The sequence below is a fragment of the Paracoccus kondratievae genome, from assembly GCF_009301415.1.
GTDB classification, from domain to species: Bacteria; Pseudomonadota; Alphaproteobacteria; order Rhodobacterales; family Rhodobacteraceae; genus Paracoccus; species Paracoccus kondratievae.
Genome location: NZ_CP045073.1, coordinates 1,239,145 through 1,260,447, shown reverse-complemented (window position 1 = coordinate 1,260,447; position 21,303 = coordinate 1,239,145). Strand labels below are relative to the sequence as shown.

Here is a 21,303-nt window from a genome sequence, read left to right as displayed (position 1 = left end):
TGCCGCAGAGTAATGTGACTGGCGCAGCTTGTGTCAAGAAAAGAACGCCGCGCCCCGCCTCTGGTATGGGATCGGGGGACGGCGGGTCACCTAGCGGTCAGAGGTGCGAAAATCCAGCTTGCCCGACATGAGAATGGCGATGACCGAACAGACGGCGCCCGAAAGCAGGTATAGCCCCGCAGCCGACAGCCCCAGCCAGGTCGACAGCAGCAGTGCCGTCAGCGGCGCGAAACCCGCCCCGAACATCCAGGCCAGATCCGAGACGATGGCCGAGCCGGTATAGCGGTTGCGCGCCCCAAAGAGCGAGGCCACCGCACCCGAACTTTGCCCGAAGCTAAGGCCAAGGATAAAAAAACCGGCGATCATGTAAATGAGCTCTCCGGTCTCGCCGCCGGACAAAAGCAGGGGGGCGAGTGCCGCAAAACAACCGATAAGCAGCGCCCCGATCAGCAAGAGGTTACGCCGTCCAAAGCGGTCGGCAAGCCAGCCCGACAGCAGAATGGCAACGATTCCAGCAACGGCGGCCACGGCCTCGATAATCAGAAAGCTTAGCAGCGTCTCGTCGGTATAAAGATAGATCCAGGACAGCGGATAGACCGTGACCATGTGGAACATGGCAAAGCTTGCCAGCGGAACGAAGATCCCGACAAGCACCGCACCGCCATCCTCGCCGAGGGTCTTGCCGATGCGGGTCGGCTGCAGCTCACGCGATTCGAAAAGCTGGGAAAACTCATCGGTCGCGACGATGCGCAGCCGGGCAAACAGCGCCACCACGTTGACCGAGAAGGCGACAAAGAACGGGTAGCGCCAGCCCCAGTCCAGAAAATCCTGCGCCGTCAGATTGGCGGCAAGATAAGCAAACAGCAGGCTTGCCACGATCAGCCCGATCGGCGCGCCAAGCTGCGGCACCATGGCGTAAAGGCCGCGCCGGTTCGGTGGGGCCGTCAGCGCCAAAAGCGAGGGCATACCGTCCCATGCCCCGCCAAGTGCCAGCCCCTGTGCGATGCGCAGGATAGCAAGGATGACCACCGCCCAGCCGCCGACATTTTCATAGCTGGGGATCAGGCCCATCGCGACGGTGGCGGTTCCCATCAAAAACAGGGCTGCCGTCAGCTTGGTCACGCGTCCATGGCGTCTGTCGATGCCCATGAACAGGACGCTGCCAAGCGGCCGGGCGACAAAGGCCAGTGCCAGCAGCGCAAATGACAGCAGCGTGCCGGTCAGCGGATCGACAAAGGGAAAGATCCGCTGAGGAAAGACGATCACCGAGGCAATCGCGAAAACGAAGAAGTCAAAGAACTCCGAGGTGCGTCCGATGATCACCCCGACGGCAATGTCCGAGGGTGAAACGCTGTGATGGCCGTGCGATGACGGGGCTGCCGTCCCGGCGGCGGGCATGGAAGAAGTTGTGCTCATGTTCCCGAGGAATCCGATGTGATCCAGATTCGCGCCCGGCTTGACCAAAGTCCACCGCGGCGTTTCCTACCTTATTGCTGCCGCAATGAGGGGCCAGGCAGTATAGGACAAAACGCCGCATGGCGGATTTGATCCAGATCAAGGTAAGCCAATTACCGCATAGGTCGCAGCCTTTCGCGACTCAGCCATCCGCACCTGTCGTTCACGGACACTCGGACAGTCCAATGACCCAAAAACGAAAATTCGCCGGCCTGCCGTGGCTTGCGCTGGCGTTCCCGCTGGCCGCCTGCAAGGCCGAAGTTCTGGCCCCCGCCGGGGATGTGGCGGCGCGACAGCGCGACCTGCTGGTGACCTCGACGCTGCTCATGCTGCTGATCATCGTCCCGGTCATGATCCTGACGGTGATCTTTGCGCTGCGTTACCGCGCCAGGAATCGCCGCGCCGACTATCAGCCCGACTGGGACCATTCGACCAAGCTTGAGTTCGTGATCTGGGCCGCGCCGCTTTTGATCATCATCACGCTTGGGGCGCTGACCTGGGTCGGTACGCATCTGCTGGACCCCTATCGCCCGCTTGACCGCATCACGAGCGGCCAGCCGGTGGCCAGCGACACCAGGCCGCTGCAGGTGCAGGTGGTGGCGATGGACTGGAAATGGCTCTTTATCTATCCCGAACAGGGCATTGCCTCGATCAACGAGATGGCGGTGCCGGTCGATCGTCCGGTCGAGTTCACGCTGACCTCGACCTCGGTCATGAACGCATTCTACATCCCGGCGATGGCTGGCATGATCTACGCCATGCCGGGGATGGAAACCAAGCTGAACGGCGTCTTTAACCGCCCGGGCGAATACAAGGGCATCGCCTCGCATTACTCGGGCCAGGGCTTTTCGGGGATGCATTTCAAGGCACTGGCCAGCGACGAGGCAGGCTTTGACGCCTGGGTCGCCAGGGCCCGGGCTGGCGGCGGCACGCTGGACCGCCCCCGCTACCTTGAGCTTGAGGCACCCAGCGAAAACGTGCCGCCGATGTCCTTTGCCGATGTCGATCCCCAGCTTTTCCAGCGCGTCGTGAACATGTGCGTTGAGCCCGGCAAGATCTGCATGGCAGAGATGATGGCCCTGGACGCCCAGGGCGGCACCGGGCTTGCCGGTACGATGAATGTGCAGCGGCTGACCTATGACAAGGACCAGCGACGCGGCACCCGCGCCCCGGTACTGGGGTGGGAGCCCTTTCAGATCGCCTCGTTCTGCACGCCCGAGGATTCGGCGCGGATGTTCGGAAAATCGCCCGAGCTGACCCGCACGACAGTGAACATGACGCCTCTGCGCGGCCATGCGCTGACCCCGCCGAAAGGGCTGTTCACCCCCTCACAGGACAATGCCGTGACGCTGTTGGACCCAACCAGGGGTCAGGCGCAGAAATTCTGATCGGACGCAAGCATGGCAACGTTTTCCAACGAAACCACCTTTCTTCTGGGCCGGCTGAACTGGGATGCGATCCCGAAAGAGCCGATCGTCCTGGGCACCTTTGTAGTCGTAGCGATGGGCGGGGTCGCATTGCTTGCAGCCCTGACCCGCTACCGTCTGTGGGGCTGGCTGTGGCGAGAGTGGTTTACCTCGGTCGATCATAAAAAGATCGGCATCATGTATATCATCCTTGCGCTGGTCATGTTCCTGCGCGGCTTTGCCGATGCGATCATGATGCGGTTGCAGCAGGTCTGGGCCTTTGGCGGATCCGAGGGCTATCTGAACTCGCATCACTACGACCAGATCTTTACCGCCCATGGCGTCATCATGATCTTTTTCGTGGCGATGCCCTTTGTCACAGGGCTGATGAACTATATCGTGCCGCTGCAGATCGGCGCGCGTGACGTTTCATTCCCCTTTCTGAACAACTTCTCGTTCTGGATGACGGTCGGGGGCGCGATCATCACCATGGCCTCGCTGTTTGTGGGTGAATTCGCACAGACCGGCTGGCTGGCCTTTCCGCCGCTGTCGGGCATCGGCTACAGCCCATGGGTCGGGGTGGATTATTACATCTGGGGCCTGCAGGTCGCGGGGGTCGGCACCACGCTTTCAGGCATCAACCTGCTGGTGACGATCCTCAAGATGCGCGCGCCGGGCATGACGATGATGCGGATGCCGGTGTTTACCTGGACGGCCTTCTGCACCAACATCCTGATCGTCGCCTCGTTCCCGGTCCTGACCATGACGCTGATCCTGCTGACGCTGGATCGCTATGTCGGCACCAACTTCTTTACCAATGACCTTGGCGGCAATCCGATGATGTATATCAACCTCATCTGGATCTGGGGCCACCCCGAGGTCTATATCCTCATCCTGCCGCTGTTCGGGGTGTTTTCCGAAATCACCGCGACCTTTTCGGGCAAGCGGCTGTTTGGCTACAGCTCGATGGTCTATGCCACCGTCTGTATCACGGTGCTGAGCTATCTGGTCTGGCTGCATCACTTCTTTACCATGGGCTCGGGCGCCTCGGTGAACTCGTTCTTCGGGATCACCACGATGATCATCTCGATCCCGACGGGGGCCAAGCTCTTTAACTGGCTGTTCACCATCTATCGCGGCCGCGTCCGGTTCGAACTGCCGATGATGTGGACACTGGCCTTTATGCTGACCTTTGTGATCGGCGGCATGACCGGGGTGCTGCTTGCGGTGCCGCCCGCCGATTTCGTGCTGCACAACTCGCTGTTCCTCGTTGCGCATTTCCACAACGTCATCATCGGCGGCGTGCTGTTTGGCTGTTTCGCGGCGGTGAATTACTGGTGGCCCAAGGCCTTTGGTTTCAAACTGGATGTGTTCTGGGGCAAGGTCTCATTCTGGTTCTGGGTCATCGGCTTCTGGTTTGCCTTCATGCCGCTGTACATCCTTGGCCTGATGGGCGTGACGCGAAGGCTGCGTGTCTTTGATGACCCGGACCTGCGCATCTGGTTTGCCATCGCCGCCCTTGGCGCGGTGCTGATCGCCGTCGGCATCTTGGCCATGTTCGTGCAGTTCGGCGTCTCGATCATGCGCCGCAACCGCCCCGGATACCGCGACCCGACCGGGGACCCGTGGGACGGGCGCACGCTGGAATGGGCGACCTCGTCGCCACCGCCCGCCTATAACTTTGCGTTCAACCCGATCTCGCACGGGCTGGATACCTGGTGGGAGATGAAGCAGCAGGGCGCCACCCGGCCGACGTCAGGCTTCATGCCGATCCATATGCCGAAAAGCACCGGCACCGGCGTGATCCTTGCCGCTTTGGCGACGGTCTGCGGGCTGGCGATGGTCTGGTATATCTGGTGGCTGGCGGGCCTGAGCTTTCTTGGCATCATCGCTGTCTCGATCGCCCATACCTTCAACTATGATCGCGACTATTACATCCCGGTCCCGGAAATCGAGGCGACCGAGGATGCCCGGACGCGCCAGCTTGCGCAGGGGGTCTGAACCATGAGCCACGTTGTAACCGACACCACCACAGACAACCTTGGCCGTTATTGGGAGCTTAAACCCCATCACCACCCCGAGGGCGCCTCGACCAGCCTGGGTTTCTGGGTCTATCTGATGAGCGACTGCCTGATGTTTGCAGTGCTCTTTGCGGTCTATGGCGTGCTTGGCACCAGCTTTGCCGCCGGACCAGGGCCTAAGGACCTGTTCGATCTTGGGCTTGTGGCGGTCAATACTGGGATGCTCCTGCTGTCCTCGATCACCTTTGGCTTTGCCATGCTGGCGATGTTTGCGGGCAGGCAGGGGGCGACCCTGCGCTGGCTGGGGGTGACACTGGTCTTTGGTCTGTGCTTTCTGGGGATCGAGCTTTACGAATTCCAGCACATGATCCACCTGGGGGCCGGACCGCAGCGTTCGGGCTTTCTGTCGGCTTTCTTTACGCTGGTCGGCACGCACGGGCTGCATGTGACCTTTGGTTCGATCTGGCTCATAACGCTGATGGTGCAGATCGCGCGCCGGGGGCTTGGGCCAGAAAACCAGCGCCGGATGATCTGTCTGTCGATGTTCTGGCATTTCCTCGACGTGATCTGGATCGGCGTTTTTACCTTCGTCTATCTTCTGGGGATGATCTGATGTCCGCTGAACACGCACATACCGCGCATCATCAGGATCACGGCCACGACCACGGCAGCCATGCCGCCTATATCAAGGGTTTTCTGCTGTCGGTGATCCTGACCGCGATCCCCTTTGGTCTGGTCATGGCCGGAGGGTTTGAAAGCCGCTCGCTGACCGCCGTCACGGTGATGGGTTTTGCCGTGGCCCAGATCCTCGTCCACATGGTCTGTTTCCTGCATATGAACGGTAAGCAGGAAGAGGGCTGGACCATGCTTTCGACCATCTTCACCATCGTCGTGGTGGTGATCCTGCTCGCCGGTTCGCTATGGGTCATGTATCACATGAACACCAACATGATGCCGCAGATGGATCATGAGCTGATGCAGGGCTTTGGCTCGTGAATTTCCGCCGGCTGCTGGCGGCTGCCGGGGCGCTGGCAGTCCTTCTGGCGCTGATCGCGCTTGGGGTCTGGCAGGTCCAGCGGCTGGCGTGGAAAACCGATCTCATCGCCCGGGTTGAGGCACGGCTGGCAGCCGATCCCGTCCCCGCCCCCGGACCAGCGGATTGGGCTGGGCTTGATCCGCGCGATGCCGAATACCGCCGGGTGACGGTCAGCGGCAATTATCGCGCCGACAGCGACACTTTGGTCAAGGCAGTGACTGCCCGGGGGCCGGGCTTTTGGGTCATGACGCCGATGCGCACCACCGAGGGCTGGGATCTGTTGATCAACCGCGGCTTTGTCCCCGAGACCGCCCGCAACGACCGCCCCTTACCCAGGGATCAGGTGACGGTCAGCGGGCTTTTGCGGATGAGCCAGAACAATGGCGGGTTCCTGCGCCGCAATGATCCCGTCGGCGGACGCTGGTATTCCCGCGACACCTCTGCCATCGCCGCCGCACAGGGCATCGGCCCGGTCGCACCCTATTTCATCGACGCCGACGATCGCGGGGACGAGGCGCAACCGATCGGCGGGCTGACCGAGGTCAGGTTCCGCAACAGCCATCTTGGCTATGCGCTGACCTGGTTCTCATTAGCGGCGCTATGGGCGGGCGGGCTGATCTGGCTGCGCAGACGCGGCCGGGCCTGATCCCCCGACATCAGGGTCGTATTGCAGGCTTAGCGGCCAATCAGCTTAACCATAAGCCACCGGAACCGGTGGAACGGCTCGGGCGATACCAAGCCCATCACAACCCATGAAAAACGGGCCGGGAATATCCCGGCCCGCCAAAGGTATCCGGCGCGATCAATGCGCCGCTGCCGCCGGGTCGGTCCCACGTGCCGGAATGCCATTGAACAGAAGGTTCAGCAGCAGGGCCGAAAAGGTCCCGACCAGAATGCCGCTGTGAAAGATCCGCTCGACCAGATGGGGCATCTTGTCAAACATCGTCGGCGCGACAACCGGGATCATCGACAGCGCAAGGCTGACCGCCACGATATAGACATTGCGCCGGTTCCCGACAAAATCGACCCGCGCCAGGATCTTGACCCCTGTGGCTGAAACCATTCCGAACATGACCAGCGCCGCGCCACCGATCACATAGCTGGGGATCGAGGCGCTGATGAAAGCGATCTTGGGCAGGCAGCCCAGCAGGATCAGGATTGCACCGCCTGCCGCGACCACATAGCGGCTAAGCACGCCCGTGATCTGCAGCAGCCCGACGTTCTGCGCATAGGTCGTGTAGGTGAAGGTATTGAAGATGCCGCCGATGATATTACCGATACCATCGGTACGCAGTCCGCGCGCCAGACGCTCTTCGCTGATCTTTTGCCCGGCCATGTCACCCACGGCAAGAAACTGACCGGTGGCCTCGATCATCATCACGATCATCACGGCGCTTAACCCAATCGTGCCCCAAAGGTTAAAGGTCGGCAGACCAAAGGCAAAAGGGGTGACCAAGTTGACCCAGTGCGCCTCGGCCAGACCTTGAAAGCTGACCTTGCCCGCCGCAATCGAGATCAGAAAGCCCAGTCCGATTCCGATCAGCACGCCAAGATTAGCGTAAAATCCGCGAAAGAACCGGGTCACCAGCAGGATGGTCAAAAGCACGATCCCGGCGACGGCTATGGCAAAGGGTTCGCCATAGGCTGGGTTCGGAACAACGCCTTCGGCAGTGCGGATGGTCGGATTGCCGCCAGCAGCCCAGTTCACCCCCACCCGCATCAATGAAACACCGATCACCAGCATAACCGTGCCAGTCACGACCGAGGGGAAAAAGCGCACCCATTTGCTGAAAAACCAGGCAGCAAAGACTGTAAATACCCCCGAGGCAATCACCGCACCGAAAACGCCGCGGATGCCCACATCGGGATCGCTGCCGGTGGCGATGATCACCGGGACGGCGGTAAAGCTGATCCCCATCATGATCGGCAGCCGGGCACCAAATTTCCACAGGCCCAGACACTGGATCATCGTCACGACGCCGCAGCAGAACAGATCGGCGCTGATCAGCAGCGCCACCTGTTCCTTGCTCAGCCCCAGCGAATTGCCGATCAGCAACGGCACCGCCACCGCACCCGCATACATCACCAGAACATGCTGCAGCCCCAGCGCCACAAGCTTGGGAACGGGCATTTTTTCTTCAATCGGATCAAAGGCCACTGCCCCTTCCCGGGACACAGCAACTGGCGCGGCCGCCTCCTCCCCGTCCCATGCAGAGTTTCTCATATCGAGTGTGCCACTCATGGTTTCGTCTCCCTGTCTGCTGGCTTGGTCGGCATGTCTTTTGCGCATGCACTTCATCTTGGGCCGACGACAATTCATTTATCAATCGGCACAATTGACTTTGTTCATATGATCTTTCTATGAATTGAGATGGAGGGATCGCATGGAACCCACGCTCAAGCAGTTCCGGGCCTTTGTCGCCGTCGCGGAAAGCGGACAGTTCACGCGGGCAGCGGAACGGCTGGGGCTGTCGCAATCCGCGGTCAGCACCCTGATCAGCCAGCTTGAGCAAAACCTTGGCCTGCGGCTGTTTGATCGCCACACACGATTGCTGCGGCTGACCCAGGCTGGTGCCGAGGCACTGGCCGTGGCGCGTCAGGCCGTCGGAGATCTGGATCGTCTGGTTGAAAATGCCCGTGATCTGAACAATTTCAGCCGGGGCCGGGTCAGCATCGCCGCTGGCACCTTGCAGGCAGCGCTGATGCTGCCGCGCCTTATCCGCAGCTTTCGCGACAGATACCCGAATATCGACGTGACCATGCACGATGTGTCGGAACGGGCAGTGGTCGATATGGTCAAATCCGGCCAGGTCGATCTGGGTCTTGGCACCGTTCCGGATCGGGACAGCGAGGTTCTTGGGCTGGAGCTGACCACCGATTCCTTTCTGGTTGTCATGCCGCCGGAGCACCCTCTGGCCCAACGGCGCGGGCTGCGCTGGAAAGATCTTGAAGCCGAAACACTGATCGGCCCGCAGCGGGGCAACCCCATCCGCGAACGGCTGCGGGCCGAGCTGGCGCGTGTCCAGGTGAACCTGACGCTGCACCGTTCGTTTCAGGATGTCTCGTTGCCGCTGACAATCATCGGCATGGTCGAGGCGGGGCTTGGCATCGCGGTGATGACCTCGGCCGTCAATCCTCTGGCGAAATCCATGGGACTGGTCACGGTGATGCCGGTCGAGCCGATCATCACCCGCAAGATCTCGCTTATTCAACGGGCCGATCATTCGCTGTCGCCTGCCTGCCGACTGTTTCGCGACTTTCTGCACCGATCGACGCAATCGAGCCTGCGCAACGGGTTTCGCCGGACCGGATCGGGTCAGTGACCCCCGCCGCCAATCGGGCGGGGGGCAGTAGCCTGGCCGTGCGCCTTAGTCCCGTGCGGAACTTTCAGCGGCCTTGCGACGCAGGCCATTCAGCACATCCTCGGGCGTGATCGGATAGTGGTGAAAGCGCACGCCGATGGCGTCGTAAACGGCATTGGCAATGGCCGGGCCAATGGCAATGATCGGGTCCTCGCCTACCCCTTTGGCGCCCCATGGCCCCCCAGGATCGGGCGCGGCCTCAAGGATTACAGTTTCGATATCCGGCATATCCATCGACAGCGGCATCTTGTAATCGACCAGACCGGCATTCAGTGACCGGCCGGTCGTCCGGTCGATCACATAATCCTCGGTCAGGGTGTGGCCGATGCCTTGCTGGATACCGCCCTCGATCTGCCCCTGCGCTGCGACGGGATGGATGACGCGGCCTACGTCATGGACGGGCATCACCTTGCGGCATTCGATGATTCCGGTTTCGGTATCTACCGCAACCTCAACGAAATGCGCCGCAAACGAGTAGGACTTGGTCGGCATATAGCTGCCCGAGGCAACCAGATGCTCGGCCGGAATCCCGCGCGACGGGCCCATTGCCTCAGCCACGGTGATGCTGCGGTCAGGCTGCCCCTGGACCAAGATCACCCCCTCGACCATCTCCAGATGCCCGGGCTTTTCCTGCAGCTTTTCGGCCGCGCGTGCCAGTACACGCTGACGCAGCTCGGCCGCAGCCATTTTTGCCGCCGAGCCGACCAGATAGGTGGTGTGGCTGGCAAATGCACCGATATCCCAGGGCACCACATCCGTATCGCCATGCACGACCGAGACCGTCTCAAAGGGCACGCCCAGCTCTTCGGCAACGATCTGGGCCAGCGCGGTATGGGCACCGGTCCCCAGCCCCGCCGCCCCGGTCAGCAGGGTAACGCTGCCGTCCTCATTCATACGGACAATGGCGTTGCCCTGCTCTTTAATGCCCGGATAGGCAGATGAGCCGTGCATCTCGCAGCCGATGCCCCAGCCCTTGCGGATCGCGGGGTTGGCGGGATCGTGACGGTCAGCCGCGCGCTTGCCCGCCCAGTCAAAGGCACGGATGCCGTGCCGGATACAGGCCTCCAGCCCATATCCGACGACAGGATGGCCAGAGGGGGCGATATCACCTTCCCGTACAGCATTGCGCAAACGGATCCCGGCCGGGTCGATACCCAGCTTTTCGGCCGCCTCATCCATCTGGATGTCGATGGCGAAATAGGTCTGTACCACGCCATAGCCGCGATACGCCCCGGCAATCGGCGTGTTGGTATAGACCGCGCGCCCATCCAGCCGCACATTTTCGCAGCGGTAAAGCGAGGTGGCCGAGGCAGTGCCGACATTGGTGACGCCGGGACTGTGCGATCCATAGGCACCGGATTCATAGACGATCTTCATCTCACGCGCGGTCAGCGTACCATCTTTGCGAAAACCCTGCCTGAGCCACAGCCGGAAGGGATGGCGCGACCGCCCGGCAAGAAAGGTCTCACGCCGGGTAAACTCCATCTTGACCGGGCGACGGCATTTCTTTGCCAGCAGCGCACATAGGAATTCATGCTGGAACAGGTCCTGTTTGGCCCCAAAGCCGCCGCCCATATGATCAACGAGCACCCGTACCTTGTTCAGCGGCAGGCCAAGCACCTCGGCCAACGCCCCCCGCACCATGAATGAGGTCTGGGTCGAGGTCCAGAAGGTCAGCTTGTTGCTGCCATCCCAGTCTGCGATGCAGACATTCGGCTCCATATAGGTTGGCACGGGACGACCGCCCGAGAACTCTCCCTCAAGGATCAGGTCGGCCTCGGCAAAGCCCTTTTCGACATCGCCCCGTTCGATATGGACAGGCGGGATCACCAGATTGCCGCCGGGGCCGACGTCATGGATCAGCGGTGCATCGGGGGCCTGCGCGGCGTCTATATCCAGAACGGCGGGCAGCGGCTCGTATTCCACCTCGATCAGATCCAGCGCCTCATCGGCGATTTCCTCGCTGACCGCGGCGACAGCGGCGATCCCCTCGCCCCAGAACCGCACGCGGTCATCAAGGATATACTGGTCCATCGTACAGGACGCCGAACGTGGATGCGGCGAGCCGTAATGCAGCACGCGTGGTACGTCGTGATGGGTCAGCACCGCCTTGACACCGGGATAGGCCAGCGCCCGTGACACGTCGATCCGACGGATCCGGGCATGTGCGATCTCGGCGCGCTTGATCTTGCCAGACAGCAGGCCCGGCAGGTGATAGTCGCCGGTGTATCGGCCCTCGCCGGTGATCTTTTCAATGACGTCCTGACGTTTGACGCTTTTGCCGACAATGCGGAATTCATGCTTCGTCATCTCAGGCCTCCACCGACTGGGCCCTGGCGGCGGCCATGCGGCGGCCCGCCGTGCGAATGGCATCAAATATCTTGGTATAGCCGGTACACCGGCAGATATTGCCCGAGAGGCCAAAGCGGATTTCTTCGTCGCTGGGCAGGGGATTACGATCCAGCAGGCATTTTGCCATGATCAGAATGCCCGGAGAGCAAAAGCCGCATTGCGACGCCCCGTGCTCCATGAACGCCTCTTGCAGGGGGTGCAGCGTATCGGGATCGGGCTGCAACCCCTCGATGGTCAGGATTTCTGCACCCTGCGCCTCGACTGCCAGCATCAGGCAGGCATTAACGGGCCGCCCATCGACGATGACCGTGCAGGCACCGCAGTCGCCGACATCGCAACCCTTCTTGGTGCCGGTCAGCCCAGCCTCTTCGCGCAGCGCATCCAGAAGCGAGCGATGACCTTCGACCATCATGCTGCGCGCTTCGCCATTTACGGTAATTTCCAGATGAATCTTGTTCATGCCGCTTCCTCCAAGGCAAGCATCACCGCGCGGCGGGTCAGGACCCCCACCATCTCGCGCCGATATTCGGCCGAAGCGCGGACATTGCTGATTGGCGTGCATTCCTGCATCGCCTGTTCTGCCGCTGCGTTCAGAACGGCGGCATCCAGACGCGAGCCGACAAGTATTGCCTCGGTTTGTGGGGCACGCAGCACCACCGGACCAACCGCACCAAGCGCGACACGTGCGCCTGTACAAAGCCCGTCTTCGACCTCAAGGCTGACCGCCACCCCGACGGTGGCAAGCTCCATAGCCTTGCGGCGACCATGTTTAAGATAGGCTCGATGGCTGCCCTGCGCGGGCGGCGGCACGGTCACGGCGATTACGATTTCGCCCGGTTCCAGCACCGTACGACCGGGGCCTGCAAAGAATTCGGCCAGCGGAATATGCCGACCGCCCCCGGGACGATAAGTCTCGATCACGGCACCATCGGCGATCAACGGCGGGATCGTATCGGCCGAGGGCGAGGCCCGGCAGACATTGCCGACCACCGTCGCCCGGTTTCTGACCTGAATCGAGGCCAGGGCCTTAAGCGCGGCCCGCAGGTTGGGATAGCGGCCGTTCAGATAGCCCGAGGCCTCCAGCTGCCCGGCCGTCACCTGCGCGCCAAAGCGCAACCCGGTTTGGTCGGACCATTCGATCTGGTCCAGCCCCGGCACCCGTTTGATGTTCACAAGATGGCGCACCTGGCGCAGCCGCTCGCGGATCTCGACGAACAAATCGGTGCCTCCTGCCAGAAAATACGCCCCCTCCCCCAGGGACGTCAGCAGTTGCGAGGCTTCCTTCAGTGATGTTGGCTCGTGGTACTCGAATCTGCGCAATTCACCCTCCTCTGGCTATTCAAGCGACGATTCTTTTGCCTGGCCGCTTACCGATCGGGGCTACGCCGGGACGTTTCTATTGCGTGCCGCGGGCCCTCCCTCCGACATCGCGTTCTGCCGATTCGCGCAGAAACTCACGTTCCAGCGCGCATAGCAGTTCGGTGTTGGCGGCCTCGGCCTCGGCTCCGTCGCCGCGCTGCAAGGCTGCCAGCGTCTTGGTATGGGCGATCACGCCCGAAAAACTGGACGGCCGGTCCCGGTCCCAGGCCGCAAGCAGCGGCTGGCAAGCGATCAATTCACGCATGAAACGGGCGATCATTTCGTTACCGGCCATTTCGGTAAAGGCGATGTGGAACTGGCGCGAAAAGTGGCGCGCCTCGCTAATGCGCCCCTCGTCATAAGCCGAGGCTTCATTACGCAGGATCTGCTGCAACCGCCCTGATCCTGCCTCATCAAGCCGGGGGGCAAGCATCCGCAGGGCGGCACCCTCGTTAATGATCCGGGCCTGCATGATCTGTCGGGTCATGTCAGGTGTGCATTGCATGACAGTCGCCCCGCGATTGGGAGTCAGCTGCACCAGACCGGCCTGAGACAGGCGCAGCAGCGCATTGCGCACCGCCTGACGATTGGCATGTGCACCCTCGGTCAATTCACGTTCGACAAGCCTGTGTCCGGGCGGGATGCGATGCTGGCCGATGCCCTCCATGACCAGCCGGACCACGCGCTCTTCGGCATCAAGGCCGCTTTTGCTCAGACCGGGATCAGTGTCGGGCAAGGTCTGGGTTGGGGTCTGACTCATGACGATTCCAGATTGTTGACAATTTTTAGCTTGCGGCGATGCCGATAAATTGTCAACAATCTATTAAATCCCGCTCTTCACGGCCCAGGCAGTCGAGCGAAGCTTTAAGACAACCCGTTGGGAGGCTTCGTGATTCAGGATTTCCACATTTCCATTCCGGTGCGCGACCAGCACCCTGCCCTGCTGGACCCCTGGCTTGCAGCACTGGAGTTCGGCCCCGGAACCGTCATGGCCGTTCTGACCCAAACCATCGGCCCGGCTTACAAGACCCGCGGCGCAGCCATGGCAATCGCAGCGGATGGACGAACCGCTGGTGCCCTGAGTTCGGGCTGTATCGAGGCCGACCTGGTGCTGCACGCGCAAAAGGTGCGCCAAATCGGGATCGCACGGCGGCTGCGCTATGGGCAGGGCTCACCCTTCATGGATCTGCGGCTGCCCTGTGGCGGGGGAATCGAGGTTATGCTGTTTCCCCTGCATGATCTCGCGCCGCTGGAAACCCTGGCCCGGCGCATGGCGGCGCGACAGGTCACCACCCTGACGGTGACCAAGGTGGGAACGCTGGAGCTTGGCGCAAATGCGGGGTTTCGCCTGACCTTTCGCCCGCCGCTGCGCTTTGTCATCTTTGGTGCCGGCGCCGAAGCAGCGGTCTTTGCTGATCTGGTCCGCTCGCTTGGGTTCCGGCATGTGTTGCTGTCGCATGAGGATCGCAGCCTCGACATGGCGCAGGCCATGGGGTGCATGACCCGGCGGCTTGGCCCTTTGCCTGACATGGCAGAGCTATTGCCTGACGATCGTTGCGCAGCCCTGCTATTCTATCATGACCATGACTACGAACCCGAGATTCTGCGCGCGCTTCTGTCCGGTCCGGCTTTTTACATCGGCGCCCAAGGCAGCCGCCGGACGCAGGCGGACCGGCTGGAAAGGCTGACCTCCATGGGAATACCGATCAAGCAACGCCAGCGTGTGCGCGGCCCTATCGGGCTGATCCCTTCATCCCGTGATCCCCGCCAGCTTGCGGTCTCGGTACTTGCCGAAGTGCTGATGGTCGCGGGCACGCAGGATGTTACCGCCGGAGCCCCGGCATGACCCGGGTTGGCAGCCTGCTCGCGGCCGGTCAATCGCAGCGCTTTGGCAGCGAGGACAAGTTACTGGCGCTTTGGCGCGGCCGCCCCTTGGTGGACTGGGCGGCAGAGGCCCTGAGGGCAGCCGGATGCGACCAGCTGATCGCGGTTGTGTCCTCGCCACAGGTGGCCGACCGGCTGACGGGTTTTCATTTGCTGCCTGTGCCGCCCGGCCTGCCCATGTCGCATTCCTTTGGCAGGGCACTTGGATACGCAAGCGAGGCTGGTGCCGAGGGGCTACTGATTTGTCTGGGCGACATGCCGAACGTAGATGCCGCCCTTTTGCATCAGCTTTCCGGGCATACCCACAGTGCGGCCTGCATTTCCGCAGGCCGTCCGATGCCGCCCGCCTATGTCGCGGCATCGGATTTCGCGGCAGCCCGGGCCGCCCCGACAGGCGATCATGGCGCGCGGCATATTATCGCGACAATTCCGCCAGAGCGGCTTATTGCGATAGACGCCGCAACCGCGCATGACATTGACCGCCCCAAGGATTTGCGCGGCCCGCAGCCTTGCTAGCAGGGTGCGGGGTCAGGCATTCCATGCCATAGGCTCAAGGCGCCGGGTGCTTTCCGAAACCAGTCTGCCAGCAGCCAGAACCTGCATTTCGGTCGCACCACCGGCAACCAGCGAGGCAATATCCGCGCTGCGTGCGATCACCAGATCGGCGCGCGCCCCAATGCGCAGACCATGATCATCTAGCCCCATCAGCCGCGCCGGAATCCCGGTAATCATGCGATAGGCGAGCTCCAGCTCATCCCCTTTGAGATGCCCGGCCAGCAGCGTCCAGCGCGCTATCTCAAGCATGTCGCCCGATCCGGTCGGAACGAAGGGGTCCTGAATATTGTCCGAAGCGGTCGCGATGGGAATGCCCGCCCGCGCCAGCTCTGCCACACGGGTCAGACCACGCGGCGGCAAGATGTCGCTGTCCCGGCCCTGAAGGTAAAGGTTCGCAGCAGGCAAAGTGATGACACCAATGCCAAGGTCGCGGATTTCGGCCATCACCGCCTCGAACCCGGCCCGGGGCATGGCGCTTAGCACCGAGCAGTGGCTCAGCACCGTCCTGCCCTGCATGCCAAAGCGCCGCACCCGTTCAAACACTTTGGGGAACAGCTGGCGCGAGGCGTTCAGATGCTCATCCATATGCAGATCGACCGGGCGACCATGCTGCGCTGCGGCCTGAAAAATGATGTCCAGATAGGTATCGGGATCCTCGGCCACCGCTGGCGTCCCGCCGACGGCGTCGCCCTGCTCGACAGCGCGGTCGATATTGGCGCGCAGCCAGTCCAGATCCTGCCCCGGATGCGGGGTCATGAAGGCGACAAGCTGCAGACGCACCCGGTCGGCCCAGTCCCGCCGCAACTGCGCCAGCGCCTCCATCCCGTTGAAACCGGCATCCTTGTCGACGTTCACATGGCTGCGGATTGCGGTCGTGCCATGCGACAGGCATTGCGCGATCGTCAGGGACGCGCGGTTCAGAATATCCTCGGGCGGGGCATTGCGGGCATATAGCGCAAAGGCATCCCGCGCGCCCTGAAGCGTTCCCGAAGGATTAGGCGCAAACCGCAGCACCCCGGTCTTGTCGAGATGCTGATGCGCATCGACAAAGCCGGGCAGGATCAGGCAGCCATCGGCCTTGATGATCTGACAGCCCTCGGGTGGGTCAATCCGGTCCCCAATTGCGGCGATGCGACCGTCAGAACCGATCAGCACATCGGCCGGGCTTGCAGACGCGGTCTTCGTCATGGGGATGCCTCCCCCGATCAGCACCGCAGAGCGGGCGGGTTCCTTTTGCATCTGGTTCATCGTCATCCTCAGCTCTGGCGAAAAGGGGCGTGCCCCTGTCGGGTTGCATGGTCAGTCGCGAAACCGCAAGGCCGGGCCCCGCGGCCAAAGTTCGGAACGTTCTCAGGCCTCGGCCTGAATCGGAGTGATCGGGGCCGGACCAGCCGGCAGATGAACATCATCGCCCTGATCATCACCCGCCCCGTTCAGGACCAGATTCAGCGTCACAGACACAAGACAGGCGATGACCACGCTGCTGTGCAGGACCGTCCTCATCCAATCAGGCAGCTGGCTGAACAGGTTCGGCGCCATGATCGGGATCAGCGCAATCGACAGCGTCAGCGCCACGATCATCAGGTTATAGCGGTTGTTCGCATAGTCGACCTTGGCAAGCGCCTGAATCCCCGCCGCAGCAACGATGCCAAACATCGCCATGGCCGCCCCGCCAAGTGCCGGGGCCGGAACCGCGGCAAGCAAAGCGCCGAACTTTGGAAAAAAGGAAAAGACGCAAAGCATCAGCCCACAAAGCGCCACGACCCAACGGCTGCGCACGCCGCTGAGGATGACCAGCCCGATATTTTCCATATGCGTGATGACGGGGAACCCGGCGAATATACCTCCGACCGCACTGGACAGGCCATTGGCGCGCACTCCGTCCGAAACCTGCCGCGGCGTCACCTGCCGGTCGACCATATCGCCAATCGAAATGAACAGGCCCATGGATTCGACCGCCTGCACGATCATGACGATGGTGATGGTAAGAAAGGGCAGCAGCCCGAATTGCGGCAGGCCGAACTGAAACGGCATCGGCAAGACCACCCATGGCGCTTCGCGGACCGGGTCCATGTTACCCAACCCCAAAAGCCACGCGACCGCCGCGCCGACCCCCATGCCCACAAGCACCGCCAGATTGCGCATCAAAGGTGAGCCCAGCCGGTTCAGCATCAGGATCACCGTCAGCACAAGCAGCGCGATGCACAGAAACACCGGGTCGCCAAAGTTCTCGTGATTTTTCCCGCCGCCAGCCCATTGATAGGCGACTGGCAGCAACTGCATGCCAATGGCCGTGACGATGCAGCCCGTCACCACCGGCGGGAAAAAGCGCCGCAATCGGCCAGCCAAAGGCGCGATCAGGACGATAAACAACCCGCCAAGGATCACCGCGCCGCAGATACCCGAGATACCAACGCCCGGCATGGTCCCGATCGCGATGATTGCCGAGACGCTGCTGAAGGCCACCCCGGTCATGATCGGTAACCGCACCCCAAAGCGCCAAAACCCCACCGTCTGCACCAGCGTCGCCAGACCCGAGCAGAAAAAGGTCGTGCTGATCAGCAGGATCGTATCTTCCCGGGTAAAGCCAAGAGCATTGGCGATAATCAACGGGACCGCGACCGAACCGACATAGGCCACGGCGACATGCTGAAGCGCCAGGGCAAACATCTTCTTTGCCGGCAGGATTTCATCCGCCGGATGTACTGTGGTTGTCATTTCTCCCCCCTGTTTTGGGTTTTCCCCCTTTATCCGGCACTCTGCCGGACAACCCCGGTCAGGCGACCCTTATCTCCTCCCCGGGTCGCTGCCGGTGCTGCTCGTGCCTCCTCAGGCAGCGCGGCATTGCGCAAGACGCGCCTGAAGCGCGGCGCGGTCAAGATTGCGACCGATAAAGACCATCTTGTTGCAGCGTGGCTCATCCGCCCAGGGATGGTTCGGGCGGAATTCGATCTGGTCATGAACCCCGTGCAGAACATAGCAGTAGTCGTCGCCCTGGATCGAAAAGATGCCCTTCATGCGAAACAGGTCGCTGTTGTCCTGCTGCCTGATCTCATGCACCCAGCGGGCCATGGCAGCCGGATCCATGTGACCGGGCAGTTCAATCCCGACCGAGGTGACCGAGGCATCATGTTCGTGATCGCCGTCCTTATCCCAGGGCGCCGCATGATGATGGGCATGGTCGTGATGGATATCCGCGGCCAGTCTGCGGGTACGATCAAAGGCGCCAAGTCCCAGGATCTTGTCCAGCTCGATCCGGGCATGGCTGGACCGCACGATCTCGGCCGTCTCATTAAGGCGGCTGACACGCGCCTCGACCTCGGCGATCTCGCCCTCAGCGGCAAGATCGATCTTGTTCAGCACGATACGGTCCGCGCAGACGATCTGATCCACCGCCTGATTGTCATGCGCCTCGACAAGGGTATCGTCCAGATGGCGCAGGATATGTTTGACATCGACCAGCGCGATCACCCCGTCCAGATTGGTCTCTGCCCTGATCGGATCATCAAGGAAAAAAGTCTGCGCCACCGGATAGGGATCGGCCAGACCGCTGGTTTCGATGATGATCCGGTCCAGCCGTTGGGGCCGCGCCAAAAGCTGACGGATGACACGCAAAAGGTCATCACGCGCCTCGGCCACGCAGCAGACGCAGCCGTTGGTCATCTCAAAGATCTCTTCGGTGCTGCCGATCACCAGCCCGCCATCAATGCCGATCTCGCCGAACTCATTCTCGATCACGGCAATCTTCATCCCGTGATTTTCGCGCAGGATATGGTTCAGCAAGGTGGTCTTGCCCGAGCCCAGAAACCCCGTCAGCACCGTGACCGGGATCTTGTCCTTGACCGTCTTTTGCATCGTTCCTCTCCCAAGTGAAATTCAGGGGGTCTTGACCCAGCGCCGGACCTTGCCGCTATCAAGGTCGAACATGTCCAGCACCCTGCCCAGCGTGTGATCAACCATGTCGTCCAGGCTGGCAGGCCGTGCGTAAAAAGCCGGGACCGGAGGGGCGATGATCCCCCCCATCTCGGTCACGGCAAGCATGTTTTGCAGATGGCTGCGGGTCAGCGGCGTCTCGCGTGTCATCAGCACAAGCCGACGACGCTCTTTCAGCGTGACCTCGGCGGCGCGGCTGATCAGCCCCGAGGTTACCCCCTGCGCGATCTCGGCCAGCGTCTTCATCGAACAGGGCGCGACAATCATGCCCATGGTCCGGAATGAGCCGCTGGAAATGCTCGCCGCGACATCGTCTGAACGGTACAGGAAATCTGCGCGCGCTTCGACATCCGACAGCTTGCAGCCGGTTTCATGAACCATTGTCAAAAGGGCGGCGCGGCTGACAACGACATGGGTCTCGATCCCCAGATCACGCAGGATTTCAAGCAGGCGCACCCCGTAGACAAAGCCCGATGCGCCACTGATCCCCACCGCCATACGCCCAGGCGTCTCACCGTGGGGGACGGCATGGGCGTTCATGGCTGCCCCCCCGCGATCAGGGCCCGGGCACGTTCTTGCGCTGCGGGGCTGATCGTGGCGCGGATGCCGTGAAAATCTGGTCCGCGCGTGGCATCCAGCGCCAGACGCGATGTGGTGCCGTCAGAGGTCGAGGATGGGTCCAGCGGGCTGCCCGGCAGGCCAGCGATGGTGAACATGTCGCGATGCGGCTGGAAATGCGTCGCCAGCGCCCAAAGCACCTGGCTGTCCTGGGTGACGTCGATATCCTCATCGACCGCGACCACCGTTTTCAGATAGGGGTCCCAGCCCAGCAGACCCAGCATGACCTGTCGCGCCTCGCCGGGGCGGCTTTGGCGCAGCGCCACATAGGCGTGAAAATGCGTGCCCGAGGTCGGATAATGCAACCGCGTCACCGCCGGGAAGCGGGCCTTCAGCTTTTCAAACATCTCGGCCTCGCGCGGCAGGCGTGCAAGGTTAAGGTGTTCGTCCGTCGCTCCGCCCACCACATCAACCAGCCAGGGCGCGCGTTTGCGCATTATGGCCGTAACGTGGAACAAGGTGTTGGTGGAACGGTCGGAACTGTAGCCCGAAAACTCTCCGAACGGGCCCTCGGCTACATGGGCTTCGGGGTCCAGATGGCCCTCAAGCACGAACTCGGCAGCTGCTGGCACGCCGATCCCGTGCCGGGGTGTGCGCAGCAGTTTCAGCGGCTCTTGCATCAAGGCGCCTGCAATCGCCCGCTCATCGACCCCATAGGCCACCCGGGCCGAGGCGGCGAGCATGAACAGCGGATGCGCCCCTATCACCATGGCAACCGGCAAGGGCCGCCCGGCGCTGCGCGCTGTTTCATACATGCGCCACAGATGGCCGCGCGAATGCAGGCTGGTTGCCAGCGCATTGCGCGCATGGCGCATCGAGCGATGATAGCTAAGGTTCGCCACCCCGGTTTCGGGATCACAGGCAACGATGATCGCATTGGTCGCGTAAGGACCGCGGTCGCTGTCGAAATGCCGGATCATTGGCACGTTTCCCAGATCGACGGCATCGCCTTCGGCAACCTCTTCCGCCACCGGACCGCTTTCCACATATTCGGGTTCGATCGGAGAATTGGCGCGGCGCTGATATTCGGCGTGCAGGTTGTCGGGATCGGTTCCAAGAATGCGCGCAATGCGGTTGCGCGAGGCAAAGGCGTTGGTGACCAGGGGCCAGTCACTGCCCGGCACCCGATCGCAGAACAGCATCGGTGAACGGCCTTGCCGTGCCAATGCCTCGACCAGCGCGGTCACGTCCTGCCCGTCTGTAAGGGCAGAAGGCACATGCAGCACATCCTGCGGAAAACGCGCCCGATACTCGCGGGCAAAGCTTTGGAAATCCTGATTCTGGCTCATGTTCGCTTTCCCTGCGGGCCGGATGAAAGGGGT

At 61.9% G+C, this 21,303-nt stretch carries 19 protein-coding genes; 8 read left to right on the top strand and 11 right to left on the bottom strand.

The annotated features are described in order from the left end of the window. Positions 1–90 precede the first annotated feature (90 nt). Complete coding sequence (locus F8A10_RS17590; RefSeq protein ID WP_085502105.1) at positions 91–1,416, bottom strand: MFS transporter; 1,326 nt, start codon at positions 1,414–1,416, stop codon at positions 91–93. 224 nt (positions 1,417–1,640) lie between these two features. Between F8A10_RS17590 and cyoA the strand changes: the two genes are divergently transcribed. From cyoA to F8A10_RS17565, 5 genes are read left to right on the top strand one after another with little or no spacing between them, the layout of a single operon-like run. After that, positions 1,641–2,843 (top strand): ubiquinol oxidase subunit II, encoded by a 1,203-nt coding sequence (cyoA, locus tag F8A10_RS17585; RefSeq protein WP_152368035.1) that lies wholly within the window; start codon positions 1,641–1,643, stop codon positions 2,841–2,843. A 12-nt stretch (positions 2,844–2,855) separates the two neighbouring features. Then, a complete protein-coding gene (cyoB, locus tag F8A10_RS17580; RefSeq protein ID WP_085502103.1) occupies positions 2,856–4,862 on the top strand; it encodes a cytochrome o ubiquinol oxidase subunit I in 2,007 nt (668 codons plus the stop codon). A 3-nt stretch (positions 4,863–4,865) separates the two neighbouring features. Then, positions 4,866–5,495, top strand: coding sequence for a cytochrome o ubiquinol oxidase subunit III (cyoC, locus tag F8A10_RS17575; protein WP_010394657.1), 630 nt, complete (start codon positions 4,866–4,868; stop codon positions 5,493–5,495). Further along, positions 5,495–5,878, top strand: a complete 384-nt coding sequence (gene cyoD, locus F8A10_RS17570; RefSeq protein WP_152368034.1) for a cytochrome o ubiquinol oxidase subunit IV — start codon at positions 5,495–5,497, stop codon at positions 5,876–5,878. Before cyoC ends, cyoD begins: the two co-directional genes overlap by 1 nt. Next, positions 5,875–6,564 (top strand): SURF1 family protein, encoded by a 690-nt coding sequence (locus F8A10_RS17565; protein ID WP_152368033.1) that lies wholly within the window; start codon positions 5,875–5,877, stop codon positions 6,562–6,564. The genes cyoD and F8A10_RS17565 overlap by 4 nt, the downstream gene beginning before the upstream one ends. Positions 6,565–6,720: 156 nt before the next feature. Here F8A10_RS17565 and F8A10_RS17560 read toward each other — a convergent pair whose 3' ends face one another. Beyond that, positions 6,721–8,049: a nucleobase:cation symporter-2 family protein gene (locus F8A10_RS17560; protein ID WP_050804173.1), complete on the bottom strand. Its 1,329-nt coding sequence runs from the start codon at positions 8,047–8,049 to the stop codon at positions 6,721–6,723. Positions 8,050–8,302: 253 nt separating this feature from the next. Between F8A10_RS17560 and F8A10_RS17555 the strand changes: the two genes are divergently transcribed. Continuing rightward, positions 8,303–9,241, top strand: a complete 939-nt coding sequence (locus tag F8A10_RS17555) for a LysR family transcriptional regulator (RefSeq protein ID WP_010394665.1) — start codon at positions 8,303–8,305, stop codon at positions 9,239–9,241. Between the two features lie 45 nt (positions 9,242–9,286). On the opposite strand, the gene F8A10_RS17550 is transcribed toward F8A10_RS17555, so the two are convergent. The 4 genes from F8A10_RS17550 to F8A10_RS17535 form a co-directional block, all read right to left on the bottom strand. Then, positions 9,287–11,590 (bottom strand): xanthine dehydrogenase family protein molybdopterin-binding subunit, encoded by a 2,304-nt coding sequence (locus tag F8A10_RS17550; RefSeq protein ID WP_152368032.1) that lies wholly within the window; start codon positions 11,588–11,590, stop codon positions 9,287–9,289. Between the two features lies 1 nt (position 11,591). Beyond that, positions 11,592–12,092: a (2Fe-2S)-binding protein gene (locus F8A10_RS17545; RefSeq protein WP_010394669.1), complete on the bottom strand. Its 501-nt coding sequence runs from the start codon at positions 12,090–12,092 to the stop codon at positions 11,592–11,594. Continuing rightward, positions 12,089–12,952, bottom strand: a complete 864-nt coding sequence (locus tag F8A10_RS17540) for an FAD binding domain-containing protein (protein ID WP_029371712.1) — start codon at positions 12,950–12,952, stop codon at positions 12,089–12,091. Before F8A10_RS17540 ends, F8A10_RS17545 begins: the two co-directional genes overlap by 4 nt. A 76-nt stretch (positions 12,953–13,028) precedes the next feature. Further along, positions 13,029–13,751, bottom strand: coding sequence for a GntR family transcriptional regulator (locus tag F8A10_RS17535; protein WP_010394673.1), 723 nt, complete (start codon positions 13,749–13,751; stop codon positions 13,029–13,031). Positions 13,752–13,880: 129 nt separating this feature from the next. Between F8A10_RS17535 and F8A10_RS17530 the strand changes: the two genes are divergently transcribed. Together F8A10_RS17530 and F8A10_RS17525 are read left to right on the top strand one after the other, a co-directional pair. Next, a complete protein-coding gene (locus tag F8A10_RS17530; RefSeq protein WP_227493480.1) occupies positions 13,881–14,837 on the top strand; it encodes an XdhC family protein in 957 nt (318 codons plus the stop codon). Further along, entirely contained in the window at positions 14,834–15,391 is a 558-nt protein-coding gene (locus F8A10_RS17525) for a nucleotidyltransferase family protein (RefSeq protein WP_152368031.1), read from the top strand. The genes F8A10_RS17530 and F8A10_RS17525 overlap by 4 nt, the downstream gene beginning before the upstream one ends. A 12-nt stretch (positions 15,392–15,403) precedes the next feature. Here F8A10_RS17525 and F8A10_RS17520 read toward each other — a convergent pair whose 3' ends face one another. The 5 genes from F8A10_RS17520 to F8A10_RS17500 form a co-directional block, all read right to left on the bottom strand. Further along, positions 15,404–16,618, bottom strand: a complete 1,215-nt coding sequence (locus F8A10_RS17520) for an amidohydrolase family protein (protein ID WP_227493479.1) — start codon at positions 16,616–16,618, stop codon at positions 15,404–15,406. Between the two features lie 162 nt (positions 16,619–16,780). Further along, positions 16,781–18,148 (bottom strand): nucleobase:cation symporter-2 family protein, encoded by a 1,368-nt coding sequence (locus F8A10_RS17515; protein WP_010394681.1) that lies wholly within the window; start codon positions 18,146–18,148, stop codon positions 16,781–16,783. Between the two features lie 111 nt (positions 18,149–18,259). Beyond that, positions 18,260–19,285 (bottom strand): CobW family GTP-binding protein, encoded by a 1,026-nt coding sequence (locus tag F8A10_RS17510; RefSeq protein ID WP_152368029.1) that lies wholly within the window; start codon positions 19,283–19,285, stop codon positions 18,260–18,262. 21 nt (positions 19,286–19,306) lie between these two features. Continuing rightward, the gene (locus F8A10_RS17505; protein ID WP_152368028.1) at positions 19,307–19,903 is read right to left on the bottom strand and encodes a UbiX family flavin prenyltransferase; all 597 of its coding nucleotides are present in this window, start codon (positions 19,901–19,903) and stop codon (positions 19,307–19,309) included. Next, entirely contained in the window at positions 19,900–21,270 is a 1,371-nt protein-coding gene (locus F8A10_RS17500) for a UbiD family decarboxylase (protein ID WP_152368027.1), read from the bottom strand. Before F8A10_RS17500 ends, F8A10_RS17505 begins: the two co-directional genes overlap by 4 nt. Between the last annotated feature and the right edge of the window lie 33 nt (positions 21,271–21,303).